The following is a 22,544-nucleotide window of genomic DNA, read 5'->3' as shown; positions in this document are numbered from 1 at the left end:
TTCTAAAATTTTGACAAAGATAGTCGGCCTAATAGAATAATCCCGCTTATTTTAAGGGCGTAACATTTTTAGGTTTATTTTTGCCAAAAATTTTGACTTGGCAAGAATTTTGGCGTTGGATTATGGAAAGGTGAGAACCGGAATTGCAGTTACTGATGAACTTCAATTGATCGCTTCCGGATTGACAACTGTTGAAACCAGGGACTTAATTTCTTTTTTGACCGATTATTTGGATAAGGAGGAGGTTGAAACCTTTGTAGTGGGGCTTCCAAAGCAAATGGACAATACTCCTTCAGAATCTGAAACATTGATTCAGCCGTTTTTGAAAAAGTTGTCCGATAAGTTTCCTACTGTTAGAATTGAACGCCAAGATGAGCGATTTACCTCAAAAATGGCATTTCAATCCATGTTGGATAGCGGAATGAAAAAGAAAAAACGTCAGAACAAGGCAATTGTTGATGAGATAAGCGCCACATTGATTTTGCAAGCATACCTTAATAGATTTTAATTTTATGATTTTACCCATTGTTGCATACGGAGATCCTGTTTTACGTAAAGTTGGAAAGGATATCACTACGGATTATCCAAAGCTGGATGAGTTGATTTCCAATATGTGGGAGACCATGTACAATGCCCATGGAGTTGGATTGGCGGCACCGCAAATTGGATTGCCTATTCGTTTGTTTTTGGTGGACACTACACCATTTTCTGATGATGAAGAATTGAGTGAGGATGAGCAAAAAGCATTAAACGGTTTTAAAAAGGTATTCATTAATGCCAAAATTGAAGAGGAAACAGGTACTGAGTGGGATTTTAACGAAGGATGTTTAAGTATTCCTGACATTCGTGAAGATGTAAAACGTAAACCTGAAATCACGGTAACTTATCTTGATGAAGACTTCAAGGAGCATACTGAAACATATGATGGACTTTTAGCTCGGGTAATTCAGCATGAATATGATCATATTGAAGGAATTTTGTTTACCGATAAGCTTTCATCCCTTAAAAAACGACTTCTAAAAAGTAGATTGGACAAGATTTCCAAAGGGAAAATCAACATTGACTATAAAATGCGATTTCCCAATATCAAAAAAGGACGTTAAAAAGAATTGAATTTGCTATAAAAGCATAATTTTGCGCGCATAAAATAGAAAAAATGGCATTGGACAAAATTTTATCCATTGGTGGAAAACCAGGACTTTACAGATTAGTGACCCAGACAAGAACTGGTTTTGTTGGAGAATCGCTCATAGATGGTAAGCGAATTACTGTTGGAATGCGAAACAATGTGAGCGTACTGTCCGAAATTGCCATTTACACCCTTGAGGAAGAAGTGCCTCTTAAGGAGGTCTTTCAAAAAATAATGGACAAGGAAGGTGGTAAAAAAACCACTATTAGCCATAAAGCGGAGAAAATACAACTGGAAGAGTATTTCTTTGAAGTTCTACCCAACTATGACGAGGACAGGGTATATGCCAGTGACATCAAAAAAATTGTTCAATGGTATAATCTCCTTATTGATAATAAAATCACCGATTTCACCAGCTCCGATGAAGAGCCGGTGACTTCTGAAGAAGAGGAATAATTTTTATTTCTCCCAATCTATTAAGGGCGAGGGGTAATAGCTAACATTCATCCTTGTTAAATAGGGAACCTGTTGGGCCAAACGTTCCTTATAATCTTCCCAATTTCGGTTTTCATCAGTAGACCAACCCAGCTCGGCATAGCCTATGGCTCTCGGAAATGCCAAATATTCCAGTTCAGCACTATTTGAAATGGTCTCGGACCACAAAGGTGCCTCTATGCCCAAAATACTTTCTTTGGAAATTTCTGGAACATGTTTTTCCGGACTCCACATATATGCCGTATCCACAGGAATGTAAGCTGCCCAGTGCAATCCATATTTTGAAAGGGAATCATACTGCATGTCCAAATATGCTTTCTTAGCAGGAGATAACAGAATCTTGGAACCGCCCTCGGCCGCTTTGATGGCATTATGTGGTTCGTTCCATAATTGTGCAACGGTTGAGGGGTCGATTTTAGCCTGTGCAATCTCATTCCAACCCATGGCTTGTTTGCCATGTTTTTGTACAATCTTTTCCACTTTTTCCACAAAATGGAGATAGTCTTTCTTTTTTGTCACATGGCTTTCATCGCCACCTATATGAAAATAAGGGCTGGGGGAGATGGCTGAGATTTCTCGGATGACATCATCCAAAAAGGCATAAACGGTATCTTTTTGCGCATCAAAAGTGCTAAAACCTACTTGGGTCCCGGTATAAGAACTTAGTTTTTTGCCATTTCCATTTAAAATAGGATAGCTAAAAGATGCAGCATTGGTATGCCCCGGCATATCGACTTCCGGAATTATTTGCATATGTCTTTCGGCTGCATATGCCACCAAATCTTTAAACTGTTCTTGAGTGTAAAATCCACCCGGGCCTCCACCTACTTCAGTTTCTCCTCCAACTTCGGTCAATTTTGGCCATGATTTGATCTCAATTCGCCAACCTTGATCATCTGTTAGGTGCATATGAAACGCATTGTATTTGTAATACGCCAAAATATCGATGAACTTCTTCACTTCATCAACTGTGAAAAAATGACGAGCCACGTCCAACATCACGCCTCTGTACCCAAAGTTTGGTGCATCATTGATTTTTCCCGAAGGAATTAACCACATAGGCTGTTCTGCCAAAGTATCGTTACTCTGCTCCGGAATCAACTGCTGTATGGTCTGAATACCTCGAAAAGCACCAGCTGCTGTTTTTGCATTTAATAAAATGGAGTCGCTTTTAATATATAATTCGTACGCTTCCGGAGAGTCGGACTCTAAATCATCTGACTGATTGATATAAATAATACGCTCAACAGTATCATCGGATGAAGAATTCACCGGAATGTCCAGTTTAATCTTTTGACTGATTTTATCGGCCAAAAAATTTCCAACTTCTTCAAATCCATCAGAAGTCTGATTGGTATAAATAACAGTTTTGATATCCAGGCCAAAAGCAGAGTTGGTGGAAACAACCTTTAACGGTTTGGGAATCAAAGCTTCTTCGGCTAAATCGGTGTTAGGATAATTGATTTCTTTTTTTGGAGCTGTGCACGCTATAGTGGTAAGTACGATACCAAAAACAATGCAGCTTTTTACAACAATGGATTTCATAATATGGGTGTTTGTTTAAGGATTTGCCAACAAAAAGCGCAAACCCCTGCAAATTTAAAGGCACAAATGCCAACTAATAGATACTATATAATCAATTTTAGGTATTATAATAAAAGTACTGATGTCAGTACATGAAATTTTTGATTACTCCGTACCAAAGGTTATATCCATTGGCGTTCATATGGAGTCCATCTTCAATAAAAAGGTTTCTTTTTAACCTTCTTTTATTGAGCATTGGTGTCCAAACATCGGCAAAATCAACACCATCAATATTTGATGCCAATCTTTTGAGCTTTTTGTTCAAACGGATATATCGTCTTTTTAAATGCCATCTTGCTATGCTAGGTTTTGCAGAAATAAGGACAATTTCCATTTCTGGTCGTTTCTCACTCAAATATGCTATAATATCATTAAAGGTATCCACAATGTTCCTAGGTCTTTTCTTTACACTGATATCATTGTCCCCTTCATAGATAAACACCTTTTTTGGTTTATAATCAAGAATCAGCTCATTCAAATAATGTTCTAGGTCTGAAGCCTGTGAACCGCCAAACCCGGTATTTATGATTTGTGAATCGGGAAACCTCTCTTGAAGATCTTTCCATAATCTAATACTGGAGCTTCCGGTAAATACAATGGTCTCTTTGGAGTGATCCCAAACAGAGTCGGCATGGGTGGATATATCCTTAACTTCTTTTGCGAATGGAAGACTTTCTTGGGCATAAACATTGACAAAAAAAAGAAAGCCCATAAGGGAAAAGGCTGTGTGCCCATTTTTGTTCAAAAAGAATTTAAACCAAGCTTTCATAATAATTGGAATGTTGAAAATAATTGACAGTCTTCTAAAATATGACAAAAATCAACTACGCCCTAAAATATGGTCTTTGTACTTTTAGGTAAAATTTTATAGATGAACGCAAGATCTGAAGAGCTAAAGGCATTCGAAAGGCTCCTTAATATAATGGATGAGCTACGTGCAAAATGCCCATGGGACAAAAAACAAACCCTACAATCGCTTAGGCATTTAACCATAGAAGAAACGTATGAGTTGGGCGATGCTATTTTGGATAATAATCTGGAGGAAGTAAAAAAAGAGTTGGGCGACCTGCTGTTGCACATTGTTTTTTACGCGAAAATAGGCTCAGAAACCAAAGATTTTGATATTGCTGACGTAGCCAATGATATCTGTGAAAAACTGATTAATAGGCACCCGCACATTTATGGAGATGTAAAAGTTGAAAACGAAGAAGATGTAAAACAAAATTGGGAGAACATCAAACTTAAGGAGGGTAAGAAAAGTGTACTTGAAGGGGTTCCCAACAGTCTTCCTGCATTGGTGAAGGCCAATAGAATCCAAGAAAAAGTGGCCGGAGTAGGTTTTGATTGGGAGCATCCGGAGCAGGTCTTTGAAAAATTGCAGGAGGAGCTGGCGGAACTTCAAGAAGAGATTAAGCTCAATAATGTGGATAAAATGGAGGAAGAATTTGGGGATGTACTTTTTTCTATGGTCAATTACGCCCGCTTTTTGAATATCAATCCAGAGAATGCCCTTGAGCGTACCAATAAAAAATTTATCAAACGGTTCCAGTACTTGGAAGGCAAGGCAAAGGAAAAGGGAAAGGCCCTAAAGGATATGACTTTGGCGGAGATGGATATCCATTGGGAAGAAGCCAAAAAAGTATAGCTTTTTTCCTTTCAAATATTTGAAATCCTATATTTTCAATAGCTTTATGCACATTCCAACCAAAAAATATTGAAAATGAACCAACACAGGTACCTCAAATATTACATCTTGGCCGTAAGTTTTATTATGCTATCGGCCTGCAATTCAAAAAAGGAAAAAGAGGAGACGGTAGAACAACCCAATATCCTGTTCATCCTTTCAGATGACCATACATCCCAGTCATGGGGTCTTTATGGGGGCATTTTAGCGGATTATGTGAAGAACGATAATTTACAGCGCTTAGCCAATGAGGGAGCCGTGCTCAACAATGCATTTTGCACCAATTCTATTTGCACCCCTAGCAGGGGAAGCATTCTTACCGGTCAGTATAGCCATGTCAATCAAGTCTATACCCTAAATGAACCTTTACCAAAAGGACACCCAAATATAGCCAAGACACTTTCGGCAAATGGATATCAAACCGCAATAATAGGAAAGTGGCATTTGGTTGGGCAACCAGAGGGCTTTGATTATTTTAATGTGCTCCCGGGGCAAGGGTTGTACTGGGACCCGGTAATGAAAACCAAGGAAGATTGGGTAGATGGACATGATGGGACAAAAGGAATTGTTCACAAAGGATTTTCTACCGATGTGATTACGAATATGACCATTTCACATCTAGAAAAAAGAGATGAGGAAAAACCATTTTTAATGTTCTGTAATTTTAAGGCTACCCATGAGCCTTTCGAATATCCTGAACGATTTGCCGATTTGTACACGGGTATGGAAATACCCGAACCTGAATCCCTGTTTGATTTTGGTAAGGAAACTACAGGCAGAACTTTTGGAGGGCAAATTTTGGAACGATTGGCTGCACGTTGGGATGAAGCAACTAAAAACCCTGAAGAATTTTGGACACAATATCCAGGTTTGCCTTATCCGTTGGAAGGATTGGATAGCATTCAGAAGCGAAAGAAAATCTATCAAAAATTAGTGAAGGATTTTATGCGGTGCGGAGCAGCAATTGATGACAATATTGGACGGTTATTAGACTATTTGGAAGCTAAGGGCATTGCCGATAATACTATTGTGGTATACACCGCAGATCAAGGATATTTTCTGGGAGAGCATGGCTTTTTCGATAAAAGACTTATTTATGAAGAGTCGCTTAGAATGCCGTTTGTTATTCGATATCCCAAAAAAATTAAGGGAGGACAGCGCATAGATGATATTATCCTAAATATTGATTTTGCACCATTAATGGCGGACTACGCCGGTATTGAAAAACCGGTTTATACGCAAGGCCGAAGTTTCAGGAAAATACTTGAAGGAGAAACGCAAGACGATTGGAGAAAACAGATGTACTATAGATATTGGTTGCATACTCCGGATAGACCTGCTCATTTTGGTATTCGTGACCATCGATATAAACTGGCGCTGTTTTATGGGCAGGACCTTGGTAAAAAAGGAACTTCAAAAGTAACGACCGAACCACAATGGGAGTTTTATGATTTGCATGAGGATCCAAAGGAACTTCATAATGCAATTCATGAAGCAAAGTATGCATCTATCATCCAGGATATGAAGGAAAGGTTGAAAGAGGAACGTAAAAAATATGGCGATATGGATGAGGAGTTTCCTGTAATGCAAGAGATTGTAAAATCTGCCTTTGAATAAATATCTTTAAAACAGAAAAACAGTTCGGTAAGGGATAATGTAAACTGTATCTTTGGCAACTTAAAATAGGTGCACAATTGCTAAAGAACTACACCAAAGAATTCAGCTATAACCTAAGGCTGGCCTATCCTGTGATTTTGGGAATGTTGGGCCATACCTTTGTTGCATTTGCCGATAACATTATGGTAGGGCAGTTGGGGACCGCAGAATTGGCCGCTGTATCTTTAGGGAATAGCTTCATTTTTATAGCCATGTCCCTGGGCATTGGCTTCTCCACGGCAATTACCCCTTTGGTTGCGGAGGCGGATGGTGCAGGTAATAAAGCAGATGGAAAAAGCGCATTAAAACATGGCTTGGTACTTTGTACTGTTTTAGGACTTTCGTTATTTGGGATAATACTGCTCTGCAAGCCTTTGTTGCACTATATGAAACAACCACCAGAAGTTGTTGAGCTTGCCATACCCTATTTGGAGCTGGTTGCATTTTCACTGGTGCCGCTTATCATATTTCAAGCATTTAAGCAGTTTTCCGAAGGACTTTCCCAAACCAAATACCCCATGTATGCTACTATTTTGGCAAATGTGGTAAACATTACCATTAATTATTTATTGATTTTTGGATCGTTTGGGTTTCCAAAACTGGGCATTGTAGGTGCTGCCATCGGAACATTGGCCTCTAGGTTTATTATGGTGGGCTATATCTGGTTTTTGTTGAAGCGCAAAGAAAAATTTGAAAGCTATGTCACCCGGTTTAATTTTAGGCTTATTGAAAAGAAGGTGATAAAAAAAATTATCAGCCTGGGTTTCCCATCTGCCCTTCAGATGTTTTTTGAGGTGGCGATTTTTACCGCAGCAATTTGGTTGAGCGGGGTATTGGGCAAAAATGCACAAGCGGCAAATCAAATTGCCCTGAACTTAAGCAGTATGACTTTTATGGTGGGTATGGGACTTAGTGTTGCGGCCATGGTACGCGTTGGCAACCAGAAAGGATTGAAAAATTTCAAGGAACTACGAAGGATAGCCGAATCTATCTTTTTCTTGACACTTTTATTGGAAGTGATTTTTGCGGCTCTTTTCTTGATAGGTAGGCATTGGTTGCCCACAATTTATTTGGATGTGGATGATATCGTAAATCAAATGGATAATACCGAGGTGATCATTGTAGCCGCCAAATTGTTGTTGGTTGCAGCATTCTTTCAGATTTCTGATGGAATACAAGTGGTGGTACTTGGTGCTTTAAGAGGATTGCAAGATGTAAAAATCCCTACGTTTATTACATTTATTGCCTATTGGCTGATTGGTTTTCCAGTGAGTTATTATTTTGGATTGTTCACTGAATTTAAGAGCACGGGTATTTGGATGGGGCTGTTGTTGGGACTTACGGCATCGGCGGTAATGTTGTATATTCGATTCAACTATTTGACCAAGAAATTGATTAAAATTAAATAAGATTCCTACGGATGGAATCCAAAGCACTAACAAATGGAACTACCCAAATTTCTTCTGGGAGATAATACAGATCATCCCAATTCAATTTTTATTGTCCATACAGAATATCCCCGTTTTATCATCAATTTAGAAAATGATGAAGTGGAGTGGCTAGAGGAATTTTCTAAAGAGGATGAAGAAGAGCTATCCGCTGAGGCCGAAAATTTAATAGAAGCGGCTACAGCATTTTACGATAGGGAAGTGTCTAGATACGATGAATGATGCTGGAGGAACTCGTACAACTGGATAAAGAGCTTTTTCTGTTCCTGAATGGTTTGGGCACCCCAACTTGGGACGGTTTCTGGATGTTTATGACCAAGACCAGAAATTCGGCGCCATTATATCTGTTATTGCTCTTTCTTTCCTATAAAAACTTCGGATTAAAAGGAACTGCAATAATATTGGTAAGCATAGCTTTGTTGATTACATGCACGGATCAATTGTCCAATTTCTTCAAATATGGTGTTGGTCGTTTGCGACCCTGTCATGATCCAGAAATAACCGATGTGATGCGTCTGGTCAAAAGTTACTGTGGAGGAAAGTTTGGCTATTTCTCCGCACATGCAGCCAATTCTTTTGCACCCGCTACTTTTTTCGCCCTATTATTTCATAAAAAAGTAAAATTTATTGGTCTATTGCTTGTAGTTTGGGCTAGTATTGTAGCTTATAGTAGAATTTATATCGGTGTACATTTTCCCCTGGATGTAGTCACTGGAACCTTTGTAGGTATGGTTTTTGGATGGCTGTTTGCCAAGTTGGCTATATTTGCATTCTTAAAATTGGGGACATGATATCTTCTGCCAGATACTGGTTTTTACTTACCCTTATTGTTCTAGTATACATTGCTGGAATGTTTGTGACCCTTTTTGAAAACGATTCTGCACAATTTGCGGTGATGGCCATGCGCATGGTACAGGAAAATGATTTCTTTACCCTTATCAAGGGAACAGAGGAGTATTTGGACAAACCTCACATGCACTACTGGTTGGCGGCCTTATCCTATAAGATTTTCGGAATCCATGATTGGGCATATAGAATCCCAGGGATTTTGGCGACCCTATTGGGAGCATATAGCTGCTACGGATTGGGAAAGCAACTTTATAATACCGATGTGGGCAAGCTTTCTGCATTGATTTTTATGACTGCGCAAACCATTGTGTTGTCTGCAATAGATGTTAGAACCGATGCCGTTCTGACCGGATTTAGCATTTTTGCTATATGGCAATTGGTGTTGTATGTAGAAAGAAATACCCTTCATAATATTTTGTTGGGTGCCTTTGGGGCTGGAATAGCTTTTTCAACTAAAGGCCAAATTGCTTTAGTGGTCATAGGTATTTCCTTATTGTGTCATTTGGCCTATACGCGCAAATGGAATCGATTGCTTAGTTGGAAAGTACTATTGGCTTTATTGGTATTTGGGCTAACCATTTCCCCAATGCTTTATGCCTACTATTTGCAGTTTGATTTGCATCCTGAGAAAATTATTAGAGGAAAGAGTAATCGCAGCGGAATCTTTTTTATCCTCTGGGAACAGAGTTTTGAACGTATGAGTGGTGAAGGTGTGGGCAAGAACAGCAATGATTTCTTTTTCTTCTTCCATACATTTTTATGGGTCTTTTTACCCTGGACGGTAATTGCATTGTTGGGTTATTGGGATGGCGTAAAAACTTTTTGGAAAACTAGGCTTGCTTTCAACCCTAAATCAGAGTTTTTGACGGTAGGAGGAATCACTATTCTGTTTTTTCTTATAAGCTTTGCCCAGTTTAAGCTTCCGCACTACATGAACATCCTTATCCCATTATATTCAGTTCTAACTGCTGCGTATCTCATTGAGATATACGAAAAATCTAAGAAGAGAACATTGAAAGTTCTCCTTGGGGTGCAATATTTCATTCTAAGTTTGGTGTTTATATTTGCGTTATTGGCTTGCTTTTATGTCTTTGATTTTAATGGTATCCAATACTACCTATTATTGCTTATTCTGTTCATGGTGATATGCCACTTTTGCCTCAAGCGAGAGGAATACTTTAAACGAATCATCACTTTGTCCGCATATAGTGCAATTTTGTTGAATGTGGTTTTGAACATACATTTTTATCCCTCACTTTTGGAATATCAGGCGGGATCTACCATGGCGGAGAAGGTTACAGAGCACTCCATTCCGGTGGATAATATTTACAAAATCTCCAAACGGCATACTTGGGCTCTTGACTTTTATAACAAAAAGCCTGTCAATATAGTTGATGTTTCTGATTTGGAAAAGATACCCAAAGCTTGGGTTTATGCTACGGATGAAGAATTGCAAAAACTTAGGGCCGCAGGTTATCATTGGCATGATGAGATTACTGTAGATCAATTTCGAATTACCCGACTTCAGATTAAGTTTTTAAATCCGCATACACGATCCAAAAAGCTCAACAAAATGCATTTGGTGCATTTGGATTAGGAAAGGGTCTCCAATTTTGGTTTTTTAAAGTGGTAAACAATCCCAAAAAGGGATATTAAGGCCGTAATCAGGAAAAACACAAAACTGATACCGATAGAAGTATTGGCATCCAGTCCCAGCCATTCTGCTCCATATAAAAAGGTAACCTCTCTACTTCCAATTCCCCCAATGGTCAATGGGATTACCGATACAATGGAAGATACCAAAAACACAAAAAGGTATTCAAACGAATGCCCTGAAACAGAAAGTGACTTTAAGATACAGAGAATACAGACCAATTGGGAAAACTGTACTAGGGCAGAATACCCAAAAGATTTCCAAAAAACTGGCAGGGTATAAGAAAAGAACCTTTTATTGAGCCACCAGAAAACAAGGATACTTGTTGGAATGGACAAGGCAATCAACCAAGAATAAGCCTTAAAAAAGGAATGTTGCATTAAAAGTGCTAAAGCACAAGCATAGATAAAAATCAACAACATGCCACTCAAACGATCAAGCAAGAGCACGGAAACCACCTTTTTAGTTCCTGATTGATACTTTTTTTGAATTACGTATCCTTTGTAGGCATCTCCTCCAATTCCACCAGGCAAAAAGAGGTTGTAGAACATGCCCAACAAGTATAGTTTTAGATTACTGGCTTGCGTGATTTTTACATCGATTTGATGGAAATAAAGATTGAGTCTAAAAGCCGCCAATACTTTCGAAAGAACAACTAGTAAAACTCCCAAGACTAAATAAAAAGGATTGCTCTTCTTTAAGGTTTGAACAACATCCTCAAAATTTATTTTGGTAAAAATGAAATAAATCAGCGCAGCGCTAACTATGATTTTTAGCGCCGTGATGAGTTTTTTACGCAGCTTTTCCGTCACCTATGGTAATTTTTTTGACCCGATATGGCCTTTTTTGTTGTGATTCATAGTACGTTCGAATCAACAGCTCCATTACAATACCAATGGTAAAAAGTTGAATGCCCCCCAAGATGAACATCATTCCAAAAATTAAAAGAGGCCTGCTACCAATATCTTCACCAAAGCCAAGTTTTACGATCAACAGATAAATATTGATGAAAAAGCCAAGGATAATCAATAATACCCCAAATATTCCGAAGAGGTGAATGGGTCTTTGGAAGTATTTCCGGATAAAAAGTAGGAGCATCATATCGGCTACAACCTTAAAAACCCTTTCCAAGCCATATTTGGAGACTCCGGCATGGCGGGCATGGTGTTTTACGGGAACCTGTTTTATCTGAGCCCCTTCCAAATGAGCCAACAAGGTAATGAAGCGGTGCATTTCACCATAAAGATTCAACCCTTTGGCAATGTCCTTTGTGAAAACCTTTAAAGCGCAACCATTGTCCTTTATATCAAGTTTGGTGACCCTTCTTACCAGAAAATTGGCAATTTTGGAGGGTATTTTTTTAATAAGGGAATCTTTTCTTTTTTGTCGTATGCCGGTTACCACATCATATTCATCGGTAACGGCATATTCCAACATTTGCGGAATATCCGATGGGTCATTTTGGAGGTCGCCATCCATGGTAATGATAAATTCCCCTTCAGCATAATCAATACCAGCGGCTAGAGCCAGACTTTGTCCATAGTTCTTTTTCAGTTCAATAAGATGGACTTTTTGATCGTCCATATCCTTGACCACTTTATGGGTTTTATCCGTAGAAAAGTCATCCACATAAACAATTTGGTAATCATACCCTTCCAGACTTTCATGAATTTTTTGGGTCAGAAGAACCACATTGTCTTCTTCGTTGTACAAGGGAACCACGATGGATAGGAGGGAGTTGGTGACAGTGCTCATGTATTGGCTTATAATCTGGGCAAATTTACTTCTTTTATTTAAGTTCTTTGGTCAGGCTTTCCAATAGCTTTTTGGCTGCATAAAAAGGGGATATTTTATTTTCCTCGATTTCTTTCAACAACTGGTTTTGATTTTTTTTGAAAGCTTCTTTTTGATGGAAAAATTGTTTCAACAGCTCGTCCACGGTCTGGAGGAACCAGTTTTTGTTCTGTGTCTGCCTATTTTTTTCAAAAAAACCGTTTTCTCTGTTATGGGCAACAAAATTGGCTATCATTTTCCATATTTCCTGGATTCCGGTGTTTTCAATTGCAGAACAGCTCAACACTTTTGGTGTCCATCCATTTTCTTTGGGAGGATACAAATGCAAGGCCCTGGAAAATTCGGTTTTGGCAAGTTTGGCTTTTTCTATATTACTGCCATCCGCCTTATTGATGGCAATGGCATCCGCCATTTCCATAATGCCCCGTTTTATACCCTGAAGCTCATCTCCAGCTCCCGATAATTTTAGCAATAAAAAAAAGTCCACCATGCTGTGCACTACGATCTCACTTTGTCCCACACCAACAGTTTCCACTAAAATGATATCATAACCTGCAGCTTCGCAGAGAATAATGCTCTCACGGGTTTTTTGGGCCACACCTCCCAAAGACTCTCCAGAAGGAGAGGGCCTAACAAAGGCGTTGGGGTCTTTGGACAAAGCTTGCATGCGGGTTTTATCGCCCAGAATACTTCCCTTGCTAAGGGTACTTGTGGGATCTACAGCCAAAACAGCCACTTTTTTGCCCAGTTGGGTGAGCGTAGTTCCAAACACCTCTATAAAAGAACTCTTCCCGACTCCGGGAACTCCGGTAATCCCTATACGGATACTCTTATTTGGCTTGGCAAGACATTTTTCAATAATTTGATTGGCCTTTTCAAAATGTTCCGGATTTGAGCTTTCCAAAAGCGTGATGGCCTTTGCAAGAATCGCCTTGTTTCCCTTGAAGATACCATCTATGAAATTTTGAGTGGAAATCTCCTGTTTTCTCAGTTGTTTTATTTTGGAAACCGTATTTGAGGATGTGCTTTTTGAATCTGTCAAGGGTAAAATGCATCGAATTCCATACGAAGGTATAAAGTTTTCATGGGTTTTTGGGATACATTTTACAGGTCAAATGGAATAGGATATGACCCTAGCCTACTTTTTTATGTTAAAAACGCGCTAAATTGAATTGATTTTGCAACGACGGTTTTTTTTCATCGTCCTTTACTTAAACAACTATAAAATCCAACATAAAAACTGACCATGTTTCAAATTGAACTGGTAGAGCAATGCAAGGCCAACGATCGTAAGGCGCAATTACAATTGTACAAACAATACTGTGATGGTATGTACGGTGTGGCTATGCGATTCTTGAAGAATCCCGATGATGCGGAGGATGTGTTGCAGGAATCTTTTATCAAGGCCTTTCAGCGTATAGATCAATTTAAGGGAGAGGTAACATTTGGAGCTTGGTTAAAACGGATTGTGGTGAACAGGAGCATCGATTTTTTGAAATCGAAACATCAAAAAACAGTGGAATTGAACGAGAGCTTTATGCATGTAACGGAGGATGATGACTGGACCATTGAAGATGGGGTTGCATTGGAGAAAGTGAAGTCAACCATAGAAAATTTACCAGAGAAATATAGATATGTAGTTCAATTGTTTTTGGTAGAGGGGTATGATCATAACGAGATTTCCCAAATTTTGGAAATTTCGGAAACTGCTTCAAGAACCAGACTGCTAAGAGGAAAAACTCAGTTAAAAGAAATGCTTAAAAATATGGCTTATGGGACATGATCTAAGAGAATTGTTTGCAAAAGAAAGGGACCGCAAAGCTTATGTTATGAAAAAAGGACATGAGAAACGCTTCTTGTCCAAGTTGGATGAAAAACTTCCGAAGCAAGAAATAAAGAAAAAGTCAAACTCTTTTTTCTGGATTCGCATTGCGGCAGCAGCGGTCATTTTGTTTGGTACGGCGATATACTTTTTTTCAGGTGGAACAAAAGAGAGCTTAAAAACCGATACACAAATTGTTGAAAAGAATAGTTTGGAAAAGCAACTTAGGACGGTAAGTCTGGGAGACCTTTCCCCAGATTTAAAAAAGATTGAGAGTTACTATGTGACAAATATCAATCTAGAACTTTCCGAATTGGACTTTACTGGGGAAAATAAGGCGATAGTAGACAGTTATATGGAACGACTTGGTGAATTGGATAAAGAATACAGTCGATTAAATGTTGAGCTCAATGAAATTGGCCCCAACGACGACACTATAAATGCCTTGATCCAAAACCTACAATTACGGTTGCAATTATTGCACAAATTAAAAACAAAGTTGAATCAATTAAAATCATCAAAAAATGAACAGGAATCATCAAATATTATTTAATGCTTTTCTTTTTGCCCTGGTCGGAATAGTTGGCTACGGGCAGGAAAAATCCAAAACCTATACAGAAACTTTCAATGTAAGTGATGAAACGGTTTTGAACATCAACACAAGCCATGCCGATATTGAATTTGAAACTTGGAACAAAAACCAAGTGGAGATAACAGCGGTCATTGAGCTTGAAGGGGCTACAGATGAGGAGGCAAAATCCTTTTTTGAAAAGGATGCCATTAAAATCTTGGGAAATAGCAAGGAAATTGAAGTGAGTACAAAAAATACGGGCTTCGGAGCGTCTAACAATTTTAGTTTTGTTCTTCCAGACCTTCCTACTGTTGCTCCTATTATTGAGCATATGGAGTTGCCAGAAATGCCAGAGGTTTTTGTAATGCCGGAAATGCCACCGATGCCTCCGATTCCGCACATTGATTTTGACTATGACGCCTATAAAAAGGATGGAGATAAATACCTGAAGAAGTGGAAAAAGGATTTTGATAAAAATTTTGACGAAAAGTATCAGAATCGCTTTGAGGAATGGAGTGATAAAATGGAAAAGATGGCGGAGCAGCGTGAAAAGCAAAGGGAAGAGCGTGAGGTACAGCGACAAAAGCTTATGGAGCAAAGAGAGGCCATGCGTGAAGAAGCTCGTGCCAAAAGAGATGAAATGAGGGCCAAGCGAGATGAGTTAAGAGAAGAAAGAAATGAGTTACGACATAAACTCCGATCGGAAAGGGTTTTTAGCATACAAAGTGGTGACGACAGTAACATATTTTATTTTTCCACAGATGGGGAACATAAAAAGTATAAAGTCAAAAAACGCATAAAGATTAAAATGCCCAAGTCCGTAAAGCTGAAGATGAACGTTAGGCACGGAGAGGTGAAGTTGGCAGCAAACGCTAAAAATATCAATGCAAGCTTGTCCTACGCAAGCTTGTTTGCTTCCACCATTGATGGCGATCGAACAGATATAAGGGCGTCGTATTCCCCAATTGTAGTTCAAAAATGGAAGTATGGACAGCTAAAAACCGACTATTCCGATAATGTAAGCCTGGCAGAAGTTGTGGATTTAAGGTTAAATGCGGTTTCTTCCAATGTTAGCATTGATCGCTTGACAAACAATGTATTTGTGACCAACAGTTTAGGTGCCTTGGAAATAAACTCTGTGTCAGATGGTTTTTCCAATATTGATATTACCGTGGAAAATGGTGAAGTAAACTGCAAAATACCTACGGTACCCTTTTCAATATACGTTAATGAAACATTCTCTGAGTTTGAATACCCCGAGGTCCTGGCCATTGGCACATCAAAAAATTATAATACAAATATCCACAAGGGCTATCATGTTAACAACAGAGAGGGGAAGGTCATCAACATTAATTCAAAGTATAGCGAAGTAGTATTAACGCAATAGTAATCGGTTATTGTCCCAAAGCAACTGATTCTGATCTACGTATCTCCCCATAAATAAAACAGCAAGGACAATTTCTTAAATCCTGATTTTTCAAGTTGCCACACCTTACACAAATATCCACAACTATTGTTAGTGGGATTCTTCTTTTAAATAAGATTTGAAGTTTTCTTTGAACCGGTTTAATCTAGGAATGGAAACATTTCGGATATAAGAATTGTTGGGGTTTCTTCTTTCAAAATCTTGATGGTAATCTTCCGCTTTGTAAAAGGTGTCAAATTGCACCACTTGGGTAACAATAGGCCGATCATACGCTTTTTTGGATTCTAACAGAGCTATGTATGATGTAATGACCTTCTTTTCACCTTCATTCTTATAAAATGCAATAGACCTGTACTGGGCGCCCCTGTCCGGTCCTTGTCTGTTTAAGGAAGTTGGGTCGTGAGATCCAAAAAATACCTGCACCAATTTTGTAAAAGAGATTTCTTTGGGATCATAATATACCTCCACGGCTTCTGCATGTCCTGTACGACCATAAGCCACCTGTTCATAAGTTGGGTCTTTTTCTTTGCCCCCGGAATAGCCGGAATAGACTTCTTTAACGCCTTTTACGCTTTCGAATACAGCTTCCACACACCAAAAACAACCACTGGCAAAGTATGCGGTTTCATATTCCTGTAAATCTGGAGATTGTAGAGATGCTTCTTCAATAATGTCTTGTTGGGCAACTACAGGTTGGGTTGGTGCTTTTCTGGATTGACAACCCATTGAGGTCAATGATATCAACAGGACTAATATTTTTCTCATCATTTAATTTTTCTGTTTTGTCGCACCACTATATGATGCATTACGAAGTTGGGTATAATTTTTCAAATGGATATACTGGATCCAATATCCAACAATATCAATTCCTTTCCTTTGGACTCAAAATGGGATTGGGCCGCAGTTTTATCCAATTTAATAGGAGGGAAAGTATCATAGTGGTAGCCCATAACTTTGTTACACCTAATAAAATCACTGGCAATTGAAGCATCCTCATACCCCATTGTAAAATTGTCTCCAATGGGCAAAATTGCCAAATCCAATGTAGGGCTGGTCTCAGGAATCAACTTCATATCCAATGTTAGTGCTGTATCTCCAGCAATATAAACACACTTTGAGGGAGTTGTCAATACAAACCCACCTGGATTTCCACCATAAGAGCCATCTGGCAATATGCTGGAATGGATTGCATTCACATATTTTAAACTGCCAAAGTCAAAATGGTGTTTCCCGCCATGGTTCAAAGGGTGTCCATTTATGCCTTTTTCACCAAACCATTGTACAATTTCGTAGTTTGAAATCAGCATGGCTTTGGGATTATTTTTTGCTATTGCCTCTACATCCAATACATGATCTTGGTGTCCATGGGTAATAAGTATGTAATCAACCTTTAGCGCATTGATGTCTATATGTGCCGCCAAATTGTTCCCGCTAATGAATGGATCAACAATGAGTTTGGTGTTTTCTGTTTCAATAAAAATGGTGGCGTGGCCTAAAAAAGTAATATTCATGGTCTAGGGTTTAAAATAACCTCGGTCTGAGTCCGAAAATGTCTTGAAATTATGAAATATTGGGTTCCGATACAAGTCTTCCCATAGATGTCCTGACCAAAAAATCAGATAAAGTGCACGTCGTGTAATAGCTATTATTATTGCTGGTATCGATGAAATGCACATCAAATCGGCAGCCTGTTTTTTGAGCCTAAAACTTTCATCGAGGATAAAATGCACTTCAGCCGAAAAAAGTACGGATACCGAAAAAAAATGTGGGTTAAGCGATGAAAATCTAGGGGAGGGTATGCCCAAAAGTAAATTTACCATGTAAAAATAACCCAAGTCATGAAAGCAGTTTTAACCCTTATCGCAATAATCTTCTTCGGAACCTTAGCTATGGCCCAAGACACTTCTAAAGAAGTTAAAGTTGAAACTTTTACTGTAGGTGTAGAATTGAACATTGAAATTCAGGAAGAAACTGAAAAGGAAACTAAGGTAGCCAGATTGTACATGTTCAAAAACTCTAGAGTTAAGAAAGCACTTTCTTTTAAGACTAAAAGAAACCGATCTAAATTAGCTTAATCATGATTATGGGAATCATAATTCCAATGACGCTGTTTTTCAGTACGGCTTTCGTTATTGCGTCGATAGCCTTTTCTCTTAGGAAAAAGAGAGACCCTGGGAATTCATCAAAGACAGAATAAGCCTTTTATCCATTAAATGCTCAAACAAACGTTTAATCGGAAAAAACCGTAACAGACCGATTATTGAAGAATTCCATAACCCGATTACTATATTTTAGCCCAATCAAACCTCAAAACCCTTAAAATATGTATACTATTTTAATCCCGGTTGCTTTATTTTGTAGTTTAATTTTTGTTTCTGCTGCTGTACTGTTGTCTTTACGTCTTGCAAAAGCGCCTTCGCGTCGTAGATAATTCCATCTTTAATGGTGTAGTTGACACCACCAACCCTGACAACCTCGTTGTCATCGGTTAATTTAATGGCCCCGGTGCCATAAAGTACCTTTATATTTTTCAGGGGATTTTCGGCCACAATCACAAAATCTGCCAGTTTTCCTACTTCCACAGTACCAATTTTGTCATCCATTCCCAAAGCTTCTGCTCCATTTAGGGTAGCCGAACGTATGATTTCCAATGGATGGAATCCCGCTTCACGTAGCAATTCCATCTCACGGATATAGGCAAAGCCATATAATTGGAAAATAAAACCTGAATCTGACCCTGTGGTAACCCTACCACCTCTGTTTTTATACTCGTTTACAAAGGTCATCCATAGCTTGTAATTATTCCTCCAGGCCACTTCCTGTTCCGTGCCCCAATCGTGCCAATATGAGCCGTGCGATATTTTACTGGGCTGATAAAAGTCCCAAAGGGATGGCAAAGTATAGTCTTCGTGCCATTCGGCCCTTCTTGCCCTGTGCAAATCCCGACTGGCTTCATAAATGTTGAAGGTAGGATCCAAGGTGAAATCCAAACTGATCAATTCATCCATGACCTTATTCCAGTGCTCGGAATAAGGTTCGGCAGCTTGTTTCCATAGTTTTCCCGCTTCTTCAAACCGGTGCTGTTCGTTTTGGTAGTTGTAACCCAGTGGATAATCCTGAACCGTTCTATCTTCAAACAATGCCTCAGGCAGGCCATACCAATGTTCCATGCTGGTCAAACCAGCCCTTGCGGAATGAAGTACGTTCCAACGGGAAACATCCAACTGCGCATGGTGGCAAGCGGAACGCAGTCCCAATTTTTTGTTTTCATCCAAGGCGGCGGCCATTATTTCTGGTGGTGCGCCAAAGAACTTGATGCCATCAGCACCTCTTTCAGCATTGGCTCTGACCCATTTTCTAGCTTGGGCAGGTGTACTGATAGGGGCATCGTTCAGAGGATTAAAACCATCTGTTTTTTGTCCAAAAGCAGTGTACGCAAAAATCCTTGGTGCTATAATTTCGTTTTTCTCACTTTTTCGCTTTAAATCCAAAGTCCAGTCTACACCACGCCCAGCGGGTTCCCTAACCGTAGTAATACCATGGGCCATCCACAGTTTGAAAACATAATCAGAGTCTGCTCCTTGGGAAACACCACCAATATGCCCGTGCATGTCCACAAAACCTGGTAAAAGGTACATGCCTTGGCAATTGAGTTCTTTCCCCCCTGGTTTTAGTTTGGGTCTTTTGGAGTCGTCAATTTTGACCCCGGGGTAGCCCACTACCTGGATTTTGACAATTTTGTTGTTTTCCACCACAATGTCAATTGGACCTCTTGGTGGTGCGCCATTGCCATTGATCAAGGTCACGCCTCTAATGATAAGTTGAGGGAAAGGGCCCTCGCTCATACGGTCTTGTCCATATCCCACAAAGATTTGGAACAGAATTGCTAAAGAAAATAGTTTTTTTATCATGGTCTTATTCTGGAATTCTAATTTTATCACCTAAAAACAGTGCATTCAAAAATAATCGGTTGGTTCCGTACCAAGATCCCCTGAAATTGGGATTGTCCGCAAAAAGAACCACTCTTCCACCTCCAAGCTTGCTTACGATCAAAGAAGCCGAGGGCTTAAGGTTTTCCTCCATATTTTTCTTGGTGATAAACCCGTCTATATGCGGATTCTTGGAATATTTTGCCACGGTTGCATATTCATTTTTGCTGGGAGACAGCCAAACGGTGTTGTTTTTGTACACCGGAATGGAACTATCATGATATCCAAAGCCCAAGGGATGTGTCACATCCAAATCAACCTGAAGAATGACCCCGCCAACCCTTTCTTTTCCTAAATTCTCTGGTGCATTGACATAAGGTTTTCTAACTGCTGTTTTGGTGCTGTCCTTTTCCTTTTCCGTCAATTTTTCTTCAATAAGTTTTTTGTCGATGGCCCATTTGGAGGCTGTTCCAATGGTGATCAAGGTATTGCCTTTGCTTACCCAGTTCTTTATTTTTTCCAAATTCTTCTTAGAAAAATCATACCCACCAGAAACCATCACCAAAGTATTGTATTTGTCCAAATTGGCCCATCCAAAGTTTCTGACAGGGATTTTGGTAATTGGCATGTGAACGCGTGTATCCAACAAATGCCAAACTTCTCCGGCTTCATAAGACCGCACCCCATTGCCTATGATCATAGCGGCCTTAGGTTTTGTTATAGGGGAAACCCATCTACTGCCCAAATCTATACCTTGTGCGTTGTATCCTGTACCTGTGGCATAAATAGGAACCTGATACTTGTTTTGCACTTCTTGTATTAGTTTGAATACGGTATCGCTGTCTTTCTTTTGAAGACTAACGGGAATTACCAAAGCACCATAGTTGAACTTTTTGTTTCCACTGCTGGTTTTGGCCGTAAATGGTTTAAAGGAAGAGGAAATTACCAATCCTTTGGATTGAAGATGATAAAGTGCTGCCGTGGCATTGTAATCATCATAATCTATAATGTAAGCGTAGTCGGTTTTTTTAACCGATGTAGGGCTGACCAAATTTTTTGTTGAGACAATCTTTTCACCAAGATTTAAAGTATTGACAGGTCTGTAATCCATGTTATAAAAATTGGCAACGGACCAAGCAGATGCGTCATAATACACACTGTCCCTATACTTTGCATAGGTTTCAAACATGGTCTGGACCATTCTATATTGAGGTTGACGGGTAGGTACCACGTAGCTGGAACCAGATTTATAAACGTCAATTTTGTGCAATAAAAGTTTATCTATAAATGCCTTTACACGATTTGGATCGTGTTCATCTTTAAAGCTATATCCCCTGATTTTGTTTTTAGCAGCATTTCCAAGAGCGCTTTTGAAGAAATCTTGTTGATACTTGCGCAACATGGCCTTGTTTTCCACCGCCGCTTTTATGGTAGTCATGCTGGATATATACTGGTTTCTAATGGTGAAGGGAAATGTAATCTCACCAAAATCAGTGGTTTGTTTGTGTCCCCGTGAGCTGGCTTGTTCAAAAAGCAATCCGAGTCCACCCTGAAGATCAGGGTAGGAGGAACCATAACCGGGATATGTGCCATCAAATGCCTCTTTGGTGAAATAAAAGGAACCAATACTATCCAGTGCTTTTGCAAAATAATCACCAAAAAGGTTATTCAGATCCACATAGTTCTCTTTGGGCATGATTGGATTTAAGGAACCGTTGTCTTTCATGGGCTCAAAAAAGTAAGAGCTTTGTGTGCCCATTTCATGAAAATCGGTCACAACATTGGGATACCATTCATGGTACCAGGTTAGTTTCCCTCTGCTTTCAGGGTTTATTCCCAATAGCCAGTCCCTATTCAAATCAAACCAATAGTGATTGGTCCTGCCACGGGGCCAGTATTCATTATGTTCCGCATCTTGGGGGTCTGCAACTAAGGGATTGCCTTGATACATATTGGCCCATTGCGTGTGCCTGTCCCTACCATCGGGATTTATGGTGGGATCTATAAAGATGATTCCTTTGTTGAGATAATTTAAGATTTCGGGGTTGTTGGAAGCGGTGAGGGTATATGCCGCCAACAATGCAGCTTCCGAACTTGAAGGTTCATTGCCATGTACATTGTACCCCAGATTTATGAAAATAGGCACCTCATCATAATTGGTAGGACTTTTTGAAGGGTCCGTGAATTGCAAATGTTTGGCTTTCAGTTGGTCTAAATTACCAAGGTTTTCAGGGGTGGTGACGGTAAGAATCACCAACTTCCTTCCTTCATGGGTTTTTCCATACTCATGGATACTGGCCCGGTCAGAGACTTCGGAAAGTTTGGTCAGATAGCTTACAATGAGATCGTGTCTTGTGTGTCTTTCTCCAATGCCATACCCCAAAAATTCCTCAGGGGTTGGAATGCTTGGATTGAAAGGATGATATTTTTTAAGGAAATAGTCTTGTGCTGAAAGGGAGGTACTTAAAAAAAGCACTGCTAGGAGTAATTTTTTCAACATTCT

22 protein-coding genes are annotated in these 22,544 nt (G+C 39.4%); 13 read left to right on the top strand and 9 right to left on the bottom strand.

All coding sequences use genetic code 11. The features are described from left to right. Positions 1-97 precede the first annotated feature (97 nt). From ruvX to ACOQO1_RS08325, 3 genes are read left to right on the top strand one after another with little or no spacing between them, the layout of a single operon-like run. Positions 98-508 (top strand): Holliday junction resolvase RuvX, encoded by a 411-nt coding sequence (gene ruvX / locus ACOQO1_RS08335; protein WP_420602405.1) that lies wholly within the window; start codon positions 98-100, stop codon positions 506-508. 4 nt (positions 509-512) lie between these two features. Next, positions 513-1,103: a peptide deformylase gene (gene def / locus ACOQO1_RS08330; RefSeq protein WP_420602404.1), complete on the top strand. Its 591-nt coding sequence runs from the start codon at positions 513-515 to the stop codon at positions 1,101-1,103. A 53-nt stretch (positions 1,104-1,156) separates the two neighbouring features. Further along, the gene (locus ACOQO1_RS08325) at positions 1,157-1,585 is read left to right on the top strand and encodes a DUF5606 domain-containing protein (protein WP_420602403.1); all 429 of its coding nucleotides are present in this window, start codon (positions 1,157-1,159) and stop codon (positions 1,583-1,585) included. 3 nt (positions 1,586-1,588) lie between these two features. Here ACOQO1_RS08325 and ACOQO1_RS08320 read toward each other — a convergent pair whose 3' ends face one another. Next, positions 1,589-3,169, bottom strand: a complete 1,581-nt coding sequence (locus ACOQO1_RS08320; RefSeq protein ID WP_420602402.1) for a family 20 glycosylhydrolase — start codon at positions 3,167-3,169, stop codon at positions 1,589-1,591. Positions 3,170-3,293: 124 nt separating this feature from the next. Beyond that, positions 3,294-3,977, bottom strand: a complete 684-nt coding sequence (locus ACOQO1_RS08315; protein ID WP_420602401.1) for an SGNH/GDSL hydrolase family protein — start codon at positions 3,975-3,977, stop codon at positions 3,294-3,296. Between the two features lie 102 nt (positions 3,978-4,079). On the opposite strand from ACOQO1_RS08315, the gene mazG reads away from it, so the two are divergent. The 6 genes from mazG to ACOQO1_RS08285 all read left to right on the top strand — a co-directional run bounded on the left by mazG (position 4,080) and on the right by ACOQO1_RS08285 (position 10,442). Beyond that, positions 4,080-4,853, top strand: a complete 774-nt coding sequence (gene mazG / locus ACOQO1_RS08310; RefSeq protein WP_420602400.1) for a nucleoside triphosphate pyrophosphohydrolase — start codon at positions 4,080-4,082, stop codon at positions 4,851-4,853. Positions 4,854-4,928: 75 nt separating this feature from the next. Further along, complete coding sequence (locus ACOQO1_RS08305; protein WP_420602399.1) at positions 4,929-6,509, top strand: sulfatase; 1,581 nt, start codon at positions 4,929-4,931, stop codon at positions 6,507-6,509. A 77-nt stretch (positions 6,510-6,586) separates the two neighbouring features. Further along, complete coding sequence (locus tag ACOQO1_RS08300; protein ID WP_420602398.1) at positions 6,587-7,957, top strand: MATE family efflux transporter; 1,371 nt, start codon at positions 6,587-6,589, stop codon at positions 7,955-7,957. A gap of 33 nt (positions 7,958-7,990) precedes the next feature. Beyond that, positions 7,991-8,218 (top strand): hypothetical protein, encoded by a 228-nt coding sequence (locus tag ACOQO1_RS08295; RefSeq protein WP_420602397.1) that lies wholly within the window; start codon positions 7,991-7,993, stop codon positions 8,216-8,218. Continuing rightward, on the top strand, positions 8,218-8,787 hold the full coding sequence (locus ACOQO1_RS08290) for a phosphatase PAP2 family protein (RefSeq protein WP_420602469.1): 570 nt from the start codon (positions 8,218-8,220) through the stop codon (positions 8,785-8,787). Before ACOQO1_RS08295 ends, ACOQO1_RS08290 begins: the two co-directional genes overlap by 1 nt. Beyond that, positions 8,784-10,442, top strand: a complete 1,659-nt coding sequence (locus tag ACOQO1_RS08285; RefSeq protein WP_420602396.1) for an ArnT family glycosyltransferase — start codon at positions 8,784-8,786, stop codon at positions 10,440-10,442. Before ACOQO1_RS08290 ends, ACOQO1_RS08285 begins: the two co-directional genes overlap by 4 nt. Here ACOQO1_RS08285 and ACOQO1_RS08280 read toward each other — a convergent pair. The 3 genes from ACOQO1_RS08280 to meaB are packed head-to-tail and all read right to left on the bottom strand — an operon-like array spanning position 10,439 to position 13,335. Continuing rightward, complete coding sequence (locus ACOQO1_RS08280) at positions 10,439-11,311, bottom strand: lysylphosphatidylglycerol synthase transmembrane domain-containing protein (protein ID WP_420602395.1); 873 nt, start codon at positions 11,309-11,311, stop codon at positions 10,439-10,441. The two genes, ACOQO1_RS08285 and ACOQO1_RS08280, sit on opposite strands and share 4 nt — an antisense overlap. Further along, positions 11,292-12,254, bottom strand: coding sequence for a glycosyltransferase family 2 protein (locus tag ACOQO1_RS08275; protein WP_420602394.1), 963 nt, complete (start codon positions 12,252-12,254; stop codon positions 11,292-11,294). Before ACOQO1_RS08275 ends, ACOQO1_RS08280 begins: the two co-directional genes overlap by 20 nt. A gap of 34 nt (positions 12,255-12,288) precedes the next feature. After that, entirely contained in the window at positions 12,289-13,335 is a 1,047-nt protein-coding gene (gene meaB / locus ACOQO1_RS08270; RefSeq protein ID WP_420602393.1) for a methylmalonyl Co-A mutase-associated GTPase MeaB, read from the bottom strand. Between the two features lie 204 nt (positions 13,336-13,539). On the opposite strand from meaB, the gene ACOQO1_RS08265 reads away from it, so the two are divergent. The 3 genes from ACOQO1_RS08265 to ACOQO1_RS08255 are packed head-to-tail and all read left to right on the top strand — an operon-like array spanning position 13,540 to position 16,073. Then, positions 13,540-14,076: an RNA polymerase sigma factor gene (locus tag ACOQO1_RS08265; RefSeq protein ID WP_420602392.1), complete on the top strand. Its 537-nt coding sequence runs from the start codon at positions 13,540-13,542 to the stop codon at positions 14,074-14,076. After that, positions 14,066-14,668: a hypothetical protein gene (locus tag ACOQO1_RS08260; protein ID WP_420602391.1), complete on the top strand. Its 603-nt coding sequence runs from the start codon at positions 14,066-14,068 to the stop codon at positions 14,666-14,668. The genes ACOQO1_RS08265 and ACOQO1_RS08260 overlap by 11 nt, the downstream gene beginning before the upstream one ends. Further along, positions 14,640-16,073: a Spy/CpxP family protein refolding chaperone gene (locus tag ACOQO1_RS08255; RefSeq protein WP_420602390.1), complete on the top strand. Its 1,434-nt coding sequence runs from the start codon at positions 14,640-14,642 to the stop codon at positions 16,071-16,073. Before ACOQO1_RS08260 ends, ACOQO1_RS08255 begins: the two co-directional genes overlap by 29 nt. A 129-nt stretch (positions 16,074-16,202) precedes the next feature. On the opposite strand, the gene msrA is transcribed toward ACOQO1_RS08255, so the two are convergent. Continuing rightward, positions 16,203-16,877, bottom strand: coding sequence for a peptide-methionine (S)-S-oxide reductase MsrA (gene msrA, locus ACOQO1_RS08250; protein WP_420602468.1), 675 nt, complete (start codon positions 16,875-16,877; stop codon positions 16,203-16,205). Between the two features lie 62 nt (positions 16,878-16,939). After that, on the bottom strand, positions 16,940-17,623 hold the full coding sequence (locus ACOQO1_RS08245; RefSeq protein WP_420602389.1) for a metal-dependent hydrolase: 684 nt from the start codon (positions 17,621-17,623) through the stop codon (positions 16,940-16,942). 327 nt (positions 17,624-17,950) lie between these two features. On the opposite strand from ACOQO1_RS08245, the gene ACOQO1_RS08240 reads away from it, so the two are divergent. Continuing rightward, positions 17,951-18,187: a hypothetical protein gene (locus tag ACOQO1_RS08240; protein ID WP_420602388.1), complete on the top strand. Its 237-nt coding sequence runs from the start codon at positions 17,951-17,953 to the stop codon at positions 18,185-18,187. A gap of 255 nt (positions 18,188-18,442) precedes the next feature. On the opposite strand, the gene ACOQO1_RS08235 is transcribed toward ACOQO1_RS08240, so the two are convergent. Together ACOQO1_RS08235 and ACOQO1_RS08230 are read right to left on the bottom strand one after the other, a co-directional pair. Beyond that, a complete protein-coding gene (locus ACOQO1_RS08235; RefSeq protein WP_420602387.1) occupies positions 18,443-20,023 on the bottom strand; it encodes an amidohydrolase family protein in 1,581 nt (526 codons plus the stop codon). 4 nt (positions 20,024-20,027) lie between these two features. Next, positions 20,028-22,541: a M14 metallopeptidase family protein gene (locus ACOQO1_RS08230; RefSeq protein ID WP_420602386.1), complete on the bottom strand. Its 2,514-nt coding sequence runs from the start codon at positions 22,539-22,541 to the stop codon at positions 20,028-20,030. Positions 22,542-22,544: the final 3 nt, after the last annotated feature.

This window comes from Flagellimonas sp., from assembly GCF_965222555.1.
GTDB lineage: Bacteria > Bacteroidota > Bacteroidia > Flavobacteriales > Flavobacteriaceae > Flagellimonas.
Note: the sequence above shows the minus strand (reverse complement) of the source record. Positions and strands in the feature narration are given on the sequence as shown.